The sequence below is a fragment of the Clostridium sp. 001 genome, from assembly GCF_019056555.1.
Taxonomy (GTDB): Bacteria; Bacillota; Clostridia; order Clostridiales; family Clostridiaceae; genus Clostridium_B; species Clostridium_B ragsdalei.
In genome coordinates this window covers 4,523,096-4,540,113 of the sequence record NZ_CP020473.1, presented here as the reverse complement: position 1 = coordinate 4,540,113, position 17,018 = coordinate 4,523,096, and the positions used below count along the sequence as shown (strand labels likewise).

14 protein-coding genes and 1 pseudogene are annotated in these 17,018 nt (G+C 33.5%); 9 read left to right on the top strand and 6 right to left on the bottom strand.

The window, feature by feature from the left end; genetic code table 11:
* Positions 1-547: 547 nt before the first annotated feature.
* Positions 548-1,892, bottom strand: a pseudogene (locus B5S50_RS21065) (transposase).
* Positions 1,893-2,065: 173 nt separating this feature from the next.
* On the opposite strand from B5S50_RS21065, the gene fdhF reads away from it, so the two are divergent.
* The 6 genes from fdhF (at position 2,066) to B5S50_RS21035 (ending at position 8,023) form a co-directional block, all read left to right on the top strand.
* The gene (fdhF, locus tag B5S50_RS21060; RefSeq protein WP_217302755.1) at positions 2,066-4,171 is read left to right on the top strand and encodes a formate dehydrogenase subunit alpha; all 2,106 of its coding nucleotides are present in this window, start codon (positions 2,066-2,068) and stop codon (positions 4,169-4,171) included.
* Between the two features lie 13 nt (positions 4,172-4,184).
* A complete protein-coding gene (locus B5S50_RS21055) occupies positions 4,185-4,757 on the top strand; it encodes a 4Fe-4S dicluster domain-containing protein (protein WP_065079340.1) in 573 nt (190 codons plus the stop codon).
* A 150-nt stretch (positions 4,758-4,907) separates the two neighbouring features.
* Complete coding sequence (locus B5S50_RS21050; RefSeq protein WP_065079339.1) at positions 4,908-5,093, top strand: hypothetical protein; 186 nt, start codon at positions 4,908-4,910, stop codon at positions 5,091-5,093.
* Between the two features lie 90 nt (positions 5,094-5,183).
* Positions 5,184-5,741, top strand: a complete 558-nt coding sequence (locus tag B5S50_RS21045) for a hypothetical protein (protein WP_254306647.1) — start codon at positions 5,184-5,186, stop codon at positions 5,739-5,741.
* Positions 5,742-5,942: 201 nt separating this feature from the next.
* Positions 5,943-6,479: a nitroreductase family protein gene (locus tag B5S50_RS21040; protein WP_065079919.1), complete on the top strand. Its 537-nt coding sequence runs from the start codon at positions 5,943-5,945 to the stop codon at positions 6,477-6,479.
* Positions 6,480-6,697: 218 nt separating this feature from the next.
* Positions 6,698-8,023 (top strand): hypothetical protein, encoded by a 1,326-nt coding sequence (locus B5S50_RS21035; protein ID WP_217302754.1) that lies wholly within the window; start codon positions 6,698-6,700, stop codon positions 8,021-8,023.
* 223 nt (positions 8,024-8,246) lie between these two features.
* On the opposite strand, the gene B5S50_RS21030 is transcribed toward B5S50_RS21035, so the two are convergent.
* From B5S50_RS21030 to B5S50_RS21745, 3 genes are all read right to left on the bottom strand, one after another.
* Entirely contained in the window at positions 8,247-9,437 is a 1,191-nt protein-coding gene (locus B5S50_RS21030) for an MFS transporter (protein ID WP_217302753.1), read from the bottom strand.
* 80 nt (positions 9,438-9,517) lie between these two features.
* A complete protein-coding gene (locus tag B5S50_RS21750) occupies positions 9,518-10,090 on the bottom strand; it encodes a hypothetical protein (RefSeq protein WP_254306646.1) in 573 nt (190 codons plus the stop codon).
* The gene (locus tag B5S50_RS21745) at positions 10,090-10,935 is read right to left on the bottom strand and encodes an amidohydrolase (RefSeq protein WP_254306645.1); all 846 of its coding nucleotides are present in this window, start codon (positions 10,933-10,935) and stop codon (positions 10,090-10,092) included. The genes B5S50_RS21750 and B5S50_RS21745 overlap by 1 nt, the downstream gene beginning before the upstream one ends.
* Positions 10,936-11,276: 341 nt before the next feature.
* Between B5S50_RS21745 and istA the strand changes: the two genes are divergently transcribed.
* The 3 genes from istA (at position 11,277) to B5S50_RS21010 (ending at position 14,886) form a co-directional block, all read left to right on the top strand.
* Entirely contained in the window at positions 11,277-12,842 is a 1,566-nt protein-coding gene (istA, locus tag B5S50_RS21020) for an IS21 family transposase (RefSeq protein WP_217301825.1), read from the top strand.
* A gap of 69 nt (positions 12,843-12,911) precedes the next feature.
* Positions 12,912-14,077, top strand: a protein-coding gene (locus B5S50_RS21015; protein ID WP_243121154.1) for an IS3 family transposase whose coding sequence is annotated in 2 segments (ribosomal slippage) — positions 12,912-13,170 and positions 13,170-14,077 — 1,167 coding nt in all. Because the reading frame shifts where the segments join, the coding sequence is not laid out codon by codon here.
* A 5-nt stretch (positions 14,078-14,082) separates the two neighbouring features.
* Positions 14,083-14,886 (top strand): ATP-binding protein, encoded by an 804-nt coding sequence (locus B5S50_RS21010; RefSeq protein ID WP_254306644.1) that lies wholly within the window; start codon positions 14,083-14,085, stop codon positions 14,884-14,886.
* Positions 14,887-15,195: 309 nt separating this feature from the next.
* Here the strand turns inward: B5S50_RS21010 and B5S50_RS21005 are convergent, their stop codons facing one another.
* Together B5S50_RS21005 and B5S50_RS21000 are read right to left on the bottom strand one after the other, a co-directional pair.
* A complete protein-coding gene (locus B5S50_RS21005) occupies positions 15,196-16,062 on the bottom strand; it encodes an SDR family oxidoreductase (protein WP_217302752.1) in 867 nt (288 codons plus the stop codon).
* A 67-nt stretch (positions 16,063-16,129) separates the two neighbouring features.
* On the bottom strand, positions 16,130-17,014 hold the full coding sequence (locus tag B5S50_RS21000; RefSeq protein WP_065079924.1) for an ADP-ribosylglycohydrolase family protein: 885 nt from the start codon (positions 17,012-17,014) through the stop codon (positions 16,130-16,132).
* Positions 17,015-17,018: the final 4 nt, after the last annotated feature.

Genomic DNA, 17,018 nt, shown 5'->3' with positions numbered 1-17,018 from the left:
AAAAGTGTTCGAATATTATAAAAATGCAAGCTTTATGAAACCATTTTCACTTAGATTATTTTGTGATATAATATTCACACAGATAGTTTCTACTAAAATTCAAAATAAATTTATCATATTATTATATCGCAAATTTAGTCTAAAATTAAAAAATTTATAATTTCATTAAAAAATTTATAATTTCATTAAAAAGAAACAGCCTATGTTTTAGTCATAATATTAAATTGTGTGGAAACACAGGTAAAAAGAACTACAATACTTAAACTTAGGTAATTGCGAAACTCACTGATAAAAATGAATAAAAGATGTTTAGAAGTTGCAAAAGCATTGTTAGAAGTTTAAATACAAACTTTTATGATTTGAAATAACCATATTGATAAAAAAGGGTGCACGAAATAAAGCAAAGATGGGTTCCTATTTTTTAAAAATAAAATTTATGCAATTAATGGTTTTAGGCTTCGTATATATTCATTTTTATGTATTTTATTTGCTGCAATGACTGTTATTAGCTGAGTTATACCGGATAGAAGTAAGTCAGTATGAAGCGTTAGCTCATTTTGTGTCTTACGATCCACAACGCAATAACTGCCTTTGAAATGGTTGATGTTTTTCTCGACAACAGTCCTGATTTTATAAGTGTTTTCCCATTGGAGATTTCCACGAGTAGTTCCAGGATATGCACGAAGATTCTTTTCAGGATAAATGTAAAACATTTTTCCGCAGGAAGATTTTGTACATGGATTTTCACATAGAGTTACACGTTTGCTCTTTTTAGTTTTTTTATTGTATACCCATTTCATTTTGGGACATACGAATTTCATTGATGGAATTCCAGAACGTAAGTGTGTTTTACTACCTTCTCGTTTCATTGGAAGCGAATGGTCATAAGGACAGCATGGAATACCATCTTCATTTAAAGGGCAGTCGGATTCTTTTGATGCAAGTTTAGTTTTTAATGGAATAAATGCCTTTTCAAATTTCAAATCATGCAAAATGTATCGATAAATCAGAATGCTGTCAAAAGCAGCATCACCTAAAAAGATTTTTGGATTTATCAAAGGATGTTTTGCAAAGAAATCCATAAGAACAGGTATAAGAGCTTTAGAATCAGCAAGAGATTTATCTTCATCTGGTGAATCAGATTTTTTCTCAATAACAATATCAGGATGTGCTTTAAGGAAATTCTGATTGTAAAATGAAATATCTCTTACAATACCAAGGCCGTTGGTTACAATGCCAAATTTAAAGGCATAACAGAAATGCCCGTTAATATACATCTGCTGAACAGCATGATTGGCATTAGCATGAGAAGGCATGGCACCGTAAGCAGCTTTATAAGGATCATAGGAATCATTTAAACCATGTACTTTCTTAAAAGTCTTAAGCTGTTTTATGATACGATTAGCATATTTAGGATTATTTTCAGTAACGAAAGCTTCAATACCAGAAGTATCAAAAATAGTCATAGAAGCAAGTTTGGGGTCAATTTGCTGGCATATTGGTTCAGTAATATCAACGAGATTATCAAACATCAATTGTAAGTCCAGAATAAAATCCTGTTTAAAACGTGTGAATTTAGAAGCATCAGGGACTTTAAGGAAACCGCAGAAATCTCTTAACTCTTGAGAATATTTAAGAAAAATAATCAAAAGGGAATCAGTAGGAATAGAAAAAATGCGCTGCAAAATCAAAGCACGGAGCATGGCGTAAAGACTATATTTACGGGGCCTTCCGATAGAAGCATAAAAATGATTTATGAAGGAAGCAGGGATTAAATCATCAAGATTAATAGTATTTTCAAGTAAAGAAAGAAACTGAGGCTTGTTATTTTGAAATTTTTCTTTGCAATCAGAAAAAATATCTGCCAAAGAAAGCTGTTTATATGGTATCATAAATATATACTCCTTTCTGAGGTATATGGTGATTTTGTTTCTTTTCAATTCAATTTTACCATAAATCAGTGAGGAGTTATTTTATTTTGCAACAAAAAATACACCGCATTTATGAGGGTTAAGGCGTTTCGCAAACGCTTAATACTTAAACTTAAAGAAAGGAGTGTAAGAATGTGAAAAGTATACTAACTACTTGTCCTTATTGTGGAACAGGATGCACATTTTTCTTAAATGTAAGAGATGGAAAAATTGTTAGTGTAACCCCAGATGATAATGTAAATTCAGTAAACCAAGGGAAGCTTTGTTCAAAAGGACGTTTTGGTTTTGATTTTGTACATCATAAAGATCGTCTAACTAATCCTTTGATTAGAAAAGAAGGAAAGCTGGTTGAGGTTACATGGGAGGAAGCAATTGGCTTTATTGTTTCTAAAATCAAAAAAACTGTAAAAGAATATGGTTCTGACAGTGTTGCGGCTTTTAGTTCAGCCCGATGTACTAATGAAGAAAATTATCTTATGCAAAAATTAATGCGTGCAGTGATTGGTACTAATAACATTGATCATTGTGCCCGTTTGTGACATGCTCCTACAGTGTCTGGTCTAGGCACAGCATTTGGCAGTGGAGCAATGACAAACTCAATACATGAACTTGATGAAATGGGACCTAAAGATGCTATTTTTGCAATTGGTACAAACACTACAGAATGTCATCCTATAATTGGTATTAAAATGCTAAAAGCTAAAGAGCGCGGTACTAAGCTAGTAGTGGCTGATCCCCGCAAAACCGATGTGGCATTACATGCTGATATTTGGCTGCGGCATAAACCAGGTACAGATGTAGCACTTCTAAATGGAATGTCATATGTCATATTGACAGAAGGACTAGCTGATGAAGCATTTATTGCTAAAAGAACTGAGAATTTTGAGGCTTTCAAAGAAGTTGTAATGAAATTCACGCCAAAGTATACATCAAGTATAACTAAGGTTCCAGCAGACAAGATAATAGAAGCGGCAAGAATTATTGCTAAGGCTGATGCTGCTGCTTTGTATTATACTATGGGTATTACACAGCATACTACCGGTGTTGATAATGTACTATCTACAGCAAATATCATGATGCTTACTGGTAATATTGGCAAGCCTAAAGGAGGAGTTAACCCTCTGCGTGGTCAGAATAACGTGCAAGGAGCATGTGATATGGGAGCTTTGCCTAATGTCTACACTGGTTACCAACCAGTAACTAATCCTGATGTGAAAGCTAAATTCGAAAAAGCATGGAATGCTCAGTTAAGTGATAAAGTTGGACTTAATATTCCGTCTATCTTGAATGCAATTGAAAAAGATGAGGTCAAAATGCTGTATGTATTTGGTGAAAATCCAATGCGCAGCGACCCTGATATAAATCATGTGGAACATTGTTTAAAGCATTTGGATTTTTTGGTTGTTCAAGATATTTTCTTAACTGAAACAGCTAAAGTTGCTGATGTTGTTCTTCCGGGCGTATCCTATGCTGAAAAAGATGGAACTTTTAGTAGTACTGATCGTACAGTGCAGCGTATTCGTAAGGCTGTAGAACCAATAGGTAATAGTCTTCCAGATTGGCAAATACTCCGGGACATTATGAATGCAATGGATTATCCAGCAGATTATAGTTCTCCTGAGGATATATTTGATGAAATGAGATCTTTAACACCAAGTTATGCTGGTATTAGTTATAAACGGTTGGAGAATGGTGGCATTCCATGGCCATGTCCAAATGAGAATCATCCTGGTACACCTATTTTGCACATTGGTAAGTTTTCCCGTGGTTTAGGTAAGTTTTCCACAATTGAGTATAAAGAACCTGCTGAGCTTCCTGATGAAGAATATCCATTGATGCTGACTACTGGACGTATCGTTACTCAATATCATACAGGGACTATGACAAGACGTTGTTGGGGCCTAAATGGTGCGGATCCAGAAGGATTTTTGGAAATTAATCCTACAGATGCAAAAAATCTCAATATTGAAGACGGTGATGAAATTAGCGCATCAACACGACGCGGCTCATTAATCACAAAAGCACAAGTAACAACTAGGGTACCAGAGGGATTAACATTTATTACTTTCCATTTTACTGAGAGTCCAGCTAATATTTTGACTAATAGTGCCCCTGATCCTGTTACTGGAACACCTGAGTTTAAAGTTTGTTCGGTAAAAATAAAAAAATTAGATTTCTCAGATTTCGGATGTCAAAAGCGTAAGATTTTCCGTAAAAAGAGTATGCGTAAAGACGCTTAAGGAGGTAATTGTATTGAATACCTTTGTTGTTGCAAATCCCCATAAGTGCATTGGATGTAAGTCTTGTGAAATTGCCTGTGCAACTGCACATTTAGATGTTAGTATACTTACTGCAGGATCTGCAGGTGTTCCTTTTTCACCTCGTATCAATCTAATACGGGCAGAAAAAGTTACCGTGCCGATACAATGCAGGCAGTGTGATGATTCACCTTGTGCAAATGTTTGCCCGGTAGGTGCAATTGTTCATCAAGAGAATAAAATTGTTGTAAAAACAGAATTATGTATTGGATGTAAAATATGTATGCTTGCTTGCCCATTTGGTGCTATGGATATGGTACCACAATACAAAAATAGCCATAAACAAACACAAATCTTAAATGTAATCACTAAAGAAGAAAGTGAGAATAAAGAAGTTATGGCAGCACATAAATGTGATTTGTGTGCAGGCAGGCCTGAAGGTCCAGCTTGTGTAGAAGTTTGTCCAGCTGATGCCTTCGTCATAGTTAGTCCAGAAGTTATAAATAATAGTATTAAAAATAAGCGTCAATCTAATGCTTTAGAGTTATTAAAAAATAAAAGCATATAAAAATTGAATTAGTTTTGGAAAAATGTACCTAGATTTGAATAAATCAAATCTAGGTACGTTATTGTATAAAGAATAGCATTGAGATTATACTATTAATATTTAAGTAGGTAGTCATCAAACGAATAAGTGGATTGGAAAAGGAGGAACAAAATGGACAAAAATATTATATTGGAAATTATAGAGAGCTACTGCAAAATACATAAGGATAAGAAATGTCTAGCATGTTCTGATGCTTATAAAATAGCAGAAAAACTGAAAATAAATATTTCAGATATAGGAAAGTTATGTAATGAAAATTCTATAAAGATCATAGGTTGTCAGCTTGGCTGCTTTTAAGGCATTTGAAAGAAAATAAGCTAGCATACTGACTAGTTATTTCTTTGAAAATGCCTAAAATATTAATTGATAAAGAGGTGATCAAAAATAGTGACTAATAAGTATACTATACCCAATATGATTTTAATTGGTTCAACTGCTAGAAACAGTGGGAAAACTACTCTTGCTATTTTAATAATAAATAAATATAAATTAACTAGACCAGTGATAGCACTAAAAGTAACAACTATTCAAGAGAAAAACGGAAAATGCATTCACGGAGGAGAAGGCTGCGGGGTATGTTCAAATTTGAAAGGAAATTTTGAGATAACGGAGGAATTAAATGCAGCTAATAATAAAGATACTTCTCTATTATTAGCTGCGGGAGCAGAAAAAGTTTACTGGTTAAAAACATTAAAAAATAATATGTCCGAAGGATTTAATGCGTTTATTACCCAAATACCTGAAAATTCTCTTATAGTATGTGAATCAAATAGCTTACGAAAAGTTGTTAATCCAGGTGTTTTCGTTATGATCAAAAATACCAAAGACAGTCAAATGAGAAAGTCAGCAAGTGAAGTTATAAATCAAGCTAACATAATTATAGAAAATAATTTTAATGATAATTTTGAAAAAGTAATAAAAGAAATAGCTAATATAATTAAATGATACTATAATTTTAAATTTACTAAAGCTGTAAACAATGCTTAAGATAAAGGAGTTTGTAATAAAAATTCTGTAAAATATAGCTTTCTATGATAAAATCAAAATATCATAGGAGGCTATTTTGTTATGTAAATATATCTTGACAAATGTAAACTATATTATTATAAAGGACTTAAATGAACAAATTACGAAAGGGATGTATTTATGACTGATTATTTTGATTTAATCAAGCAACGTGAAAGCTGCAGAAACTATAAAGAAAAAGAAGTAGAAAAGGAAAAGTTAGTTGCCTGTATAGAAGCAGCTAGAATTGCACCCTCAGCTTGCAATGGTCAACCCTGGAGATTTATTATTGTAAATAATAAAGACCTGTCACCTAAGGTTTCTAAATGTCTTCAAGATCTAGGAATGAATAAATTTACAGATAATTGTCCTTCATTTATTATTGTACTTCAGGAAAAAACAGATATTAAAGCTAGAATTGGTGGTAAAATTAAAGATCAGGATTATGCCCCCATAGATATAGGAATTGCAACTGCTCACATATGTCTAGCAGCTACGCAGCAAGGACTATCTACCTGTATAATGGGCTGGTTTAATGAAAAAAAGCTTAAGGATTTACTCAACATACCAAATTCTAAAAGAATTAGACTTGTCATAAGTGTAGGATATTCTGCAGATACAACTCTCCGCAATAAGGTACGTAAAAGCCTAGATGAAATTGCTCAATTTATAGACTAAGCCTTATATGAAATTCTATATTGAAGGTTGGCTTAAGTCAACCTCTGAATATCTCACTCAGCTGCAAACTTATATTACTTACCACCTTTAAAATGGTAACAAATAATTTTAAATTGTTTATTTTATAAGATATAATAGTAAATATAAAAACTTGTATAATTAACTTATACATCTAATTACATAGGCTGTGTACATGCTTAGAATAGAGAGGTGCTTTCATGTCTGTATCCATTGGAATTTTAGCTTCTGTACCATTAATAAGTAGAATAAAAACTTATCAGCATATATTAAAAAATGAGAATAACATAGTACTAATACCTTACGAAAATTTAAACGATGTTGAAAATTTATTTATAAAAAACATGCCACTAGTAGATGCATTTTTATTAGGTGGAGAACTTATTTTTTCAAAAATAAGTGATGATTTAAAATCTACAGTACCCTGTTTTTATTTAACTGTATCAAATGAAGATTTATATAAGCTATTCCTAAAATTAATTATAGAAAATAATAAATTTGACTTTTCAAGAACTTATATTGATTTCTTAAATGAAACAAATGATTATATGGGAATTAAAGAAATTTTACCTAAAGATAATTTCCCATATACATATTATTTTAAAAATGATAATACAATTTATGAAAAAGTATTGGATAAACATATAGAATTGTGGGAAAATGGATTAATAGATATATCTATTACACGAGTTGGAAATCTTGAAAAACCACTGAAAGATATGGGAATAAAAACTTTTTATATTTCCCCATCCTCTAAAAATGTAATGAATGCTTTAGCTAAAGCTGTGAATTATGTAAAAATAAAAAATTTTGAAGATAGCCAGATTACTATAGGACATATCTCTATTTGCGATATTAAACCACACAATACTACCTTTAATTATGAAGAAGAAGTACGCCTACTAGCATTAAATAAATCTTTAATTGACTTTCAGCATGAACACAATCTGCCAAATTCTATAGTAAGAAATGATATTAACTTTGAAATTATAATTTCAAAGAAAATTCTTAAAGAATTAACTGGTAATTATAAATATTGCTCGCTTCTTAATTATATAAAAACTTCAAATACATTCAATTTAAATATAGGTTGGGGTATTGGCAGTACAATTATGGAAGCAAGAAAAAGATCAATAAGTGCAAATATCGAAGCTAATAGATATGATAAAAATTGCAGCTTTATTCTAAATGAACAAGACCAAATTATTGGACCATTATCAGAAAATATTTGTATCCATTTTATAGAACATAACAATTCAGATATAGAACTAATTAGCAGTAAAACAAAACTATCTTCCGTTACAATACTAAAATTAATTGGAATCACTAAGAAGTTAAATACTAATGAAGTTTCATCAGACGATTTATCCTTTTATATGGGTATCACAATTCGAAGTGCCAATAGAATACTGAATAAACTGTGCAAAAGCGGTTTTGCAAAATCTATAAATAAAAAATCAGATAAGTTAGTAGGACGTCCAAAGAAAATTTATTTGCTTTATTTCGATTATAATTCCAAATTTTAATGGTCTGTAAATAATTTTTTCTAAATGCTTTTTATTTTTCATGAATGTCCATGTTATATCTTTGTAATTTATCAACAAAATAAAGTACTTACAAAAGCTGCCATATTAAAGATGTAACTTTATAGTGCAGAGATCACAGGATAAAAATTATCCATGCGATCCTGCACAGATCATTGGGCCATCATTCTTTTTATTAAAATATCAAGCATAATTTGTAAAAACTTTATTCACTTTCTGAAACATTACCAATTTTCAGCTTTGTAAAAGCTATCACTAGTGACATAACTACACAGGCGCTTAAAAGACATACTGAAGCTACAACCCAATCAGCTTTTGGACCCTTAAGAGCAAATATACTAGTTATTGATCCTAAAATAATAGGAGATACAAATTGTCCCAATCCCTGTAAGGCAACAGATACTGAAAAAGTACGTGCAGAAATAGATTTATCAGAAGAAACTACTAACTTAGCTGCATAGTCTGGATTATATGTACCAAATCCTAATCCAAAAATAATTCCTGCTAACAAATACATTGAATATGTATTTACATTGAGTAAAATCAAGAATGAAATTCCAAGCAGCCCAACAGAAATTGCTATGGTAAACCTTTTAAATATATTAAATATCCTTCCGTATAAAAGACCTGCAGCAAATGCACCTCCGGTAAATGCAGTGAGCACCATGCCAGCTTTAGCTGCATTTCCCACTTTTCCTGCAGCCATTACTATTGCGATATTTGTCATAAATGTAAATTGAAGAATGTTTAGTAATAAATTTAAAATTGAAAGAATATAAGTTTTCGAAGTCAATTTACTCTTTGAAGTATCATTTTTATCTCCAGAAACTTTTTTATCTCCGATGTCAGGTAATTTTAATATGATCAATAAACAAATTGGTATCATAAGAAGGAATCCTAAAAATGAGTATCTCCAGTTTATCGCTGCTAAAAATCCTCCTAGCATCTGAAATACTACTCCGGTAATAGCCCCTATTGAAGCTTTATAGCCTAGTAGTCTTTTAAACTCATCTCCCTGGAACATATCTGCAAGAAGTGGGGTAGAAAGTGGAAACAGCAGTCCATAACCTACTCCGAAAATTACCCTTGTAACCAAAATGAAAGTAATGCTATTTGCAAATATAGGCAGCATGCCTCCAACAAATTGAAATAACATGGCAATACATAATATTTTTTTCTTACTCATGAAACGCTCAAGTTGACCTGCTACTAATGAAAATGCTACCATCATCAAAGATGGCAAAGAAGCGATTTGTTTTACCAATTCAGAACTGGCATTAGGAAATGCTTTGGATATTTCTCCAAGTGCAGGTGTAGTCATACTTGTCGTATACATTAATAATGCTACCGATAATACTGCTACTTTTTCTATAAAACCATACTTCTTTTCTATCATATTTTTCCTCCATATTTAAATTTTATATCAGATAAATTCAATATTTACCCTTGATATTTTTCTTATTTAAGCCTCAAATTTTAAGCTTTTTTAGGCGTAGGTGCTTTTATGTCCCTTGGTATAGGGCAAATATAACTTTCTCCACCTAAGCGTTCTTTTAGTTCGGCTTTTGCATTTTGAATTAATTCAGGATTTTTCAAAAGTTCTACTGCAGTTGAAGCAATCAGCTTTCCTGCATGTAACATTCCTGTATGAGCAATGGATGTATTTCCCTGTGAAACAAATGCCCATGAATGTATCGGAGTTCCTAAAGCTGCACAAGCTACATTAAATATTCCCGTTGGTACAATCCAGCTCACATCACCTACATCAGTAGACACAGGTACTGTTTTTTCTTGTTTTATAAAAGGATTAATGACATCTGAAATATCTTTGCCTTTCAGTTCCCCAACTGTTAATACATTTATATCGTTTCTCTTATTATCCTCTGGCAGCACATCTCTAATTTTTTTAGCAAATTGTCTATCATTTTCATTATATTTAGGTATTCCTAACTTTTTTAAATTTTCATATAGCATTGTTTCTAGTATTTTATTTGGGATAAAATTTGAAAGAGCAGATTGTATAGATCCTTCAACCTTAGTACCGGTCATCAATGCCGCCCCTTAGCAATATTACAAATTCTTTCATAAATGTCTTTTACTTGAGATACTTTTGGTGCCCGGATAGAAAAGTTATCCTCAGCCTGTGCTTGTACAACATTTGGAGATTGTCCTCCAGCATCCGTTATAGCATAATGAATCCTTGCCTCTTGAATGACGTGTTCTCTTAAATAATTTACACCTACATTCATAACTTCTACTGCATCCAATGCACTCCTGCCTAAATGTGGTGCCATAGCTGCATGAGCACTTTTTCCTTTAAACTTGAAACATGCATCATAAACCGCAAGAGTAGAATTTAAACCAACCCCATTGCCTGTATCAGGATGCCATGTTAAAGCACAGTCCACGTCGTTGAATACTCCTTCTCTGCTCATAAATACTTTACCTGCCCCACCTTCTTCAGCAGGACATCCATAATATCTGATTGTTCCCGGTAAATTATTCTCTTCCATATAATAACGAATAGCTATAGCTCCAGCAAAAGCACCTGTGCCAAGAAGATTATGTCCACATCCATGACCGCTTCCACCAGGTATAATTGGCTTTTGCTCCGCAATTCCACCCTCCTGGCTTAACCCATGAAGTGCATCATATTCCCCAAGAACGGCAATTATCGGTTCTCCCTTACCATAACTTCCAATAAAAGCAGTTTTGATTCCGGCTGCTCCCCTTTTAACTGTAAATCCCTCTTCTTCTAAAGCTTTACATAATATTTCTGCAGATCTAAATTCTTCAAATTTAGTTTCTGCACATTTCCATATTTCATCACTAACTTTAACTAATAAATCTTTCTTTAACTCAACAATTTCTGAAACTCTTTGAAAATACTCCATACTTTGATTTCCTTTCTACTTTTACTTCTCTGCTATTTTTTAATTTCAATACGAACTAAAATCTCACTATTTTAACTTCCATTTCATTGCCACCACCAGTGACACAAATAGTTGTAAAAAAATAGTTGTAATTTTACCACACTATTAATAATATGATTAATACATGATTATTTCGCGTTCACGGAGCCATCAATACGCAATTGAGAGCCACCTATTCGCATAATGATTCCACTCTGTTTTTTATAAGGTCATTCGTGGAATGATTCCACTTATTCATAAATCTTCTGTACAATAAATATGGAGCTAAAAGCTACCTAATTTTACAGAAGGGAGGCCTTTTTATGGCCAATAAAATCAAAGTGAAGCTCATCCTAGAGCTTCGAGCAGCACGTATGTCACGTAACACAATTGCAGCTACCAGGCATATGTCTAAAAACTCTGTTAGTGATGTGTTTCACATCGCTGATTCTCTCGGCATTACCTTCGATACTGTCAAAGACATGGATGAGGAAATCGTATATCGGATTTTCTATCCGGATAAGCATGTCATCGAAAATATGTATAGGAATCCTGATTATGAGTATGTTCACAAAGAATTGAAGAAAGTTGGTGTTACATTAAAACTGCTTTGGCAGGAATACTGTGATAAATGTAATAGCTCCAACGAAATCTCTATGGGCTACACTAAATTCTGCGAGGGATACAGTGATTATACGATTGCAAACAAACTGACTAATCATCTGGATCACAAGCCAGGTGTCATCACAGAAGTAGACTGGTCAGGACCAGGGATGTCTTATGTTGATGCTACAACAGGTGAAGTGATTACCGTATATCTGTTTGTTGCTACACTTCCATATAGCCAGTATTCATATGTAGAGCCCTGTCTTGATATGAAGCAGGACACATGGCTTAGATGTCATATTCACATGTATGAATTCTTTGGTGGTGTCACCATCCGTACTGTTTGCGATAATCTCAAAACTGGTGTTATATCCCATCCTAAAGAAGGCGATATCATACTTAACGACAATTATGAGGCACTTGGTTCTCATTACATGACAGCAATCATGCCAACCGGAGTCAGAAAACCTAAACAGAAAGCATCAGTAGAAGGTACTGTTGGAAAGGTAGCAACTGCCATCATTGCTAAACTTCGTAATAAGCTCTATTACTCATTTCATGAATTAAAGATGGGTGTCTCAAATGCCCTTACGGACTTTAATAACCAAAAGTTCCAAAAACGTGAGGGAAGCCGAAAGGCAGTTTTTGAAGAAGAAAAGAGTTATCTTCATAATCTTCCAATCATCCCATATGAAATCGCTGAATGGATTTATGGCAGAAAAGTAAATCTTGACTGTCACGTGGTCTATAACAAGAATCGATATTCCTGCCCTTATCAATATGTTGGTAAAACAGCAGACCTAAAAGTTACCGATTCTAACTTGGAAATATATATATCAAGGGAACGTGTTGCTACCCATACAAAGTTTCCTGATTATGTAATCAATCGTTATTCAACACACGCTGAAGACATGCCTGATCAGTTCCAACAACCTGAATGGGATAATACACGAATCAGACGACGGGCTTATTCTATCGGAAGCAGTACCGGTGAGGTTATTGATAGGATATTTGCTGGAGTAAAAATAAAAGAACAGGGATACAACCCATCCCTGTCCGTTTTACGCTTGAGCAAAACCTATTCAGAAGCCCGTCTGGAAACTGCCTGCGAGTTGGCACTAACTAGAGTCAAAACGCCCCGCTATCATCATGTTAAATCTATTCTTGCTACTAATCAAGACCAGATTTATCTAGAAAATAAAAATGCATCCGTAAAACCCAAGAAAAATACAGGTGGATATGTACGTGGTGCAGAGTATTACGGAGGTAGCAGTAATGATTAATGACCCTTACCCACTTTGATAGACACGAGGAACTCGTGTTATATTAAAAGTGAAAGGAATGGTAGGGTTATGAAAAAACAATATAGTGCAGAATTTAAAATTGAAGCAATAAAAAGATTAGAGAAATCTGGAGAATCATTAAATAAGATAGCAACAGAATTAGGAGTAAGACCAACAACAATGCATGGATGGGTAAAGAAGTATAGAGAATCACCTGATACACCTTTTCCTGGCAGTGGACATCTTAAGCCTGAAGATGAGAAATTAAGAAGATTAGAAAAAGAAATTAGAGATCTTAAAGAAGAAAATGAAATATTAAAAAAAGCGGCAGCCTACTTCGCCAAGAACCTAAAATAAAGAGGTTTGAGTTTATCAAGGCTAGTTGCCATAAATATAGAATAGCGAAGCTGTGCAAGGTTTTAAGCGTGTCAAGAAGCAGTTACTATGCATGGGATAAAAGACCTGAAAGTCAAAGATCAAAGGAAAATAAACAGTTATTAGAACAAATTCAAACAATCCACAAAGAAAATAGAAATGTATTCGGTTCTGTTAAAATTACTAAAATAGTAAATATGAAAAATGATAAACCTATTAATCATAAAAGAGTAGAACGTATCATGAATCAGAATGGCATAAAATCAAGGGTTTCAAAGAAATTTAAGGCTACTACTAATTCAAATCATAAACTTCCAGTAGCAAAAAATATTCTTAATCGAGATTTTACTGTGGATAAACCTAATGAAAAAATGGTCAGTGATATTACATATCTGTGGACAAATGAAGGATGGCTTTATATAGCAGCAGTAATGGATTTGTGTGGACAAAAAATAGTTGGTTTATCTATGAATGAAAGAATGACAAAAGAATTAGTAATCAACGCATTAAATGACGCATATCAACGTGCAGGAAGACCAACTGGTGTTATTCTACATTCGGACAGAGGGTCACAATATTGCTCAAATGATTACCAAAATTTAATAAATAAGTATGGATTTATATGCAGTATGTCTCGTAAAGGTAACTGCTGGGATAATGCTCCTATGGAATCATTCTGGGGTAAAATGAAATGTGAATGGCTTTATGGGAATCACTTTAAAACACGTGAAGAAGCTCGTGCTGCTGTATTTGAATATGTTGAGATATTTTATAATAGGCAAAGAATACATGCTTCTAATGGTTATGTAACGCCTGAAAAATATTATAACAATTCAAATAAAAAATCAAAAGCAGCATAAAAATTATGATAATCTACGAAATAAAGAGATATTACGAGTTTAAGATGTCTATTTTATTGGGGAAAGGTCATAACGATGAAACAAAACGAAAACTGCGTGAACTGAATCTTAGTGAACTCATTACTGCATTGGAAATACAGCAGCGAGACATCAACTGTGTCACTCTGCAATTTGATGAACGCATACAAAGGCTGATGGATTATCTTTACCAGGAGAAATATAACAGTAAGATTCAGCGACTTATGAAGCTTTCAAAGTTCAGGCTTCCCAAAGCCGAAGTAAATGATATCTATTATTCAGAACGTGGTATTGAAAAGCAGGTGATTCAAGAATTGTCCACATGCCAGTTCATTGGAAACAATTCAAATGTCATTTTTCAAGGCTTTACCGGTTCTGGCAAAACATATCTTGCATGTGCACTTGGAAGGCAAGCCTGCAAATATCAGATCAAAACTAGGTATATAAGACTTCCAGACTTATTAGTAGAGCATGATGAGGCTTCTCTAGTCACTAAGGGCTCAGCAAAACTACTTAAGAAGTATAGCTGTTATGGATTGCTAATTTTGGATGAATGGCTACTTGAAGATATCTCTGAAGAAGAACAGCATTTCATCTTCGAACTGATTGAACGCAGACACGATTCAACATCTACTATCTTCTGCACGCAATACCGTCAGGAAGACTGGCATTCAAGACTTGGTGGTGGTGTTCATGCTGATGCCATCATGGACAGAATAGTACATAATGCAATCTGGGTTGAAACAGGATCCCTGAACATGCGTGAGTACTGTGCTAAACACAAGCTATAATTTCAAGTGGATTCATTCCGTGAATTGCTGGATTCAAGACGGATTATTACTGGTACGGAGCTATGCTCCGTACTGGATTCTTTTCCGCGAAATAATCAATACACATTTAATTTTAGTCGTATTAAAGACATGTCTTTAATTTAAGAATACTAATTTGCTTTTATAGTGTCAATAAAATTGTCAGATTATTTTCAATAATATTAATTTCATGTAAAAAATCAGAGCTGTAGTTTTGCTCTCAGCTCTGATTTTGTTTAATATTTAATCAATCTAATTTTTGACTTAAATTAAATTTTGTTAAAGTTCTATTCAACCGTTCACTACTTCTCCTCCATTTACATGGATAGTCTGACCCGTAATATAAGAGGCGTTTTCAGAAGCTAAAAATACATAAGTTCCTGCACATTCCACAGGCTGCCCTGCTCTTGCCATTGGAGTATCCCCTCCAAACTGGGAAGTTTTTGTTTCATCAAAACAAGATGGTATAAGAGGTGTCCAAATTGGCCCTGGTGCAACTGCATTTACCCTTATTCCAGTCTTCCCTTTTGCAAGTGCAGTAGATAATGATCTAGTAAAAGCTACTATTGCACCTTTTGTCATGGAATAATCTATGAGCGTAGCACTTCCTTTAAAAGCTACTATAGAAGCTGTATTTATTATGCATGCTCCTGATTTTAAGTGATTCATTGCTGCCCTTGTCATATAGAAAGTTCCGTATGCATTGGTTTTAAAAGTTCTGTCAAATTGTTCATCTGATAACTGCTTTATATCAGTACATTCATATTGGACAGCAGCATTATTAACTAGTATGTCTATTTTTCCATATTCGCTTATAGTTTTTTCTACAACGCTATTGCAAAAATTTACATCACTAATATTCCCTGCTATAAGTGTGCACTTTGTTCCCTTACTTTCTACAAGTCTTTTAGCTTCCTCAGCATCTTTTTGTTCATTTAAGTATACAATTACTACATCTGCACCTTGGTTCGCATAAGCTATAGAAACAGCTCTACCTATACCGCTGTCACCACCTGTAATTATGGCAGTTTTTCCTTTTAAAAGGTCTCCTTTTCTATTATACACAGCATCATCACATATAGGCATAGGATTCATTTCATACTGAAATCCCGGATGATGATTCTGATGCTGCTTTGGAAAAGATGTTGGAAAATTCATATTTGCTCCTCCTTCGATTTACTATTTATATAAACTAGTATTTTCAATTGAGGAGAAAATATTTATATCAATTATGTGTGCTATTTATTTTTTCTCCAATGCTCATTAATTTATCTTTTACCTCTATCTTATTTTTCCATCTTTCAGGAATACTGTCATATCCATAATAGGTACCTGCAAGTCCCCCTGCAACTGCAGCCACAGTATCAGCATCTCCACACAAATTTGCAGCCTCACATACTGTATCTCCTAAATTTGAATTATTCATAAAACACCAGAGTGCACACCTTAAAGTGTCAACTACATATCCTGAAGGTATAAGTTCTTCTTTTTTCATATTCATTACATCTTTATAGTCTTCACTACTGTAAATTGTCTCTGTAATAGCCCTTTCCTTAGTTTCTCCATTTAAATATTTATAAATAACGGTATTATATATTACACAGGCGTCTGCTGCTTTTTCATCATAATGTGTCATTTTAGATTGCAGCCTGGTTATATCTATCATTTTGCTGTAATCTCTATAATATAATGCAACTGGTATACATCTCATAATGGTCCCATTTCCAGCCGTCCTGCCATTAGATATATGATGGACATAAAATGAAGCCTCTTTCCAATTGCCAGTTTCAATGTACTTTTTTATAGCTAGCTCACAAGTCATTCCAATATCCTTAGGATCACTATTGTACCATTTCACAAATCTATTACCTATAGATTCAATAGGACATTCAGGATTCTCAAGTATTCCTCCTGCTACACATAAAGTCATCATGGTATCATCTGTAACCTGTCCAGGCTTCAACTTCCAATGACCTCTGCCTATAATATCTTTTAGATACCCATAAGTTTTACGTCCTTCTTCTTGAGATAAGAATTCCAAAGTTGCCCCTAATGCATCTCCACAGGCTACTCCAAATAATCCTCCCAAAAGTTTATTTAATCTTTTCATAATC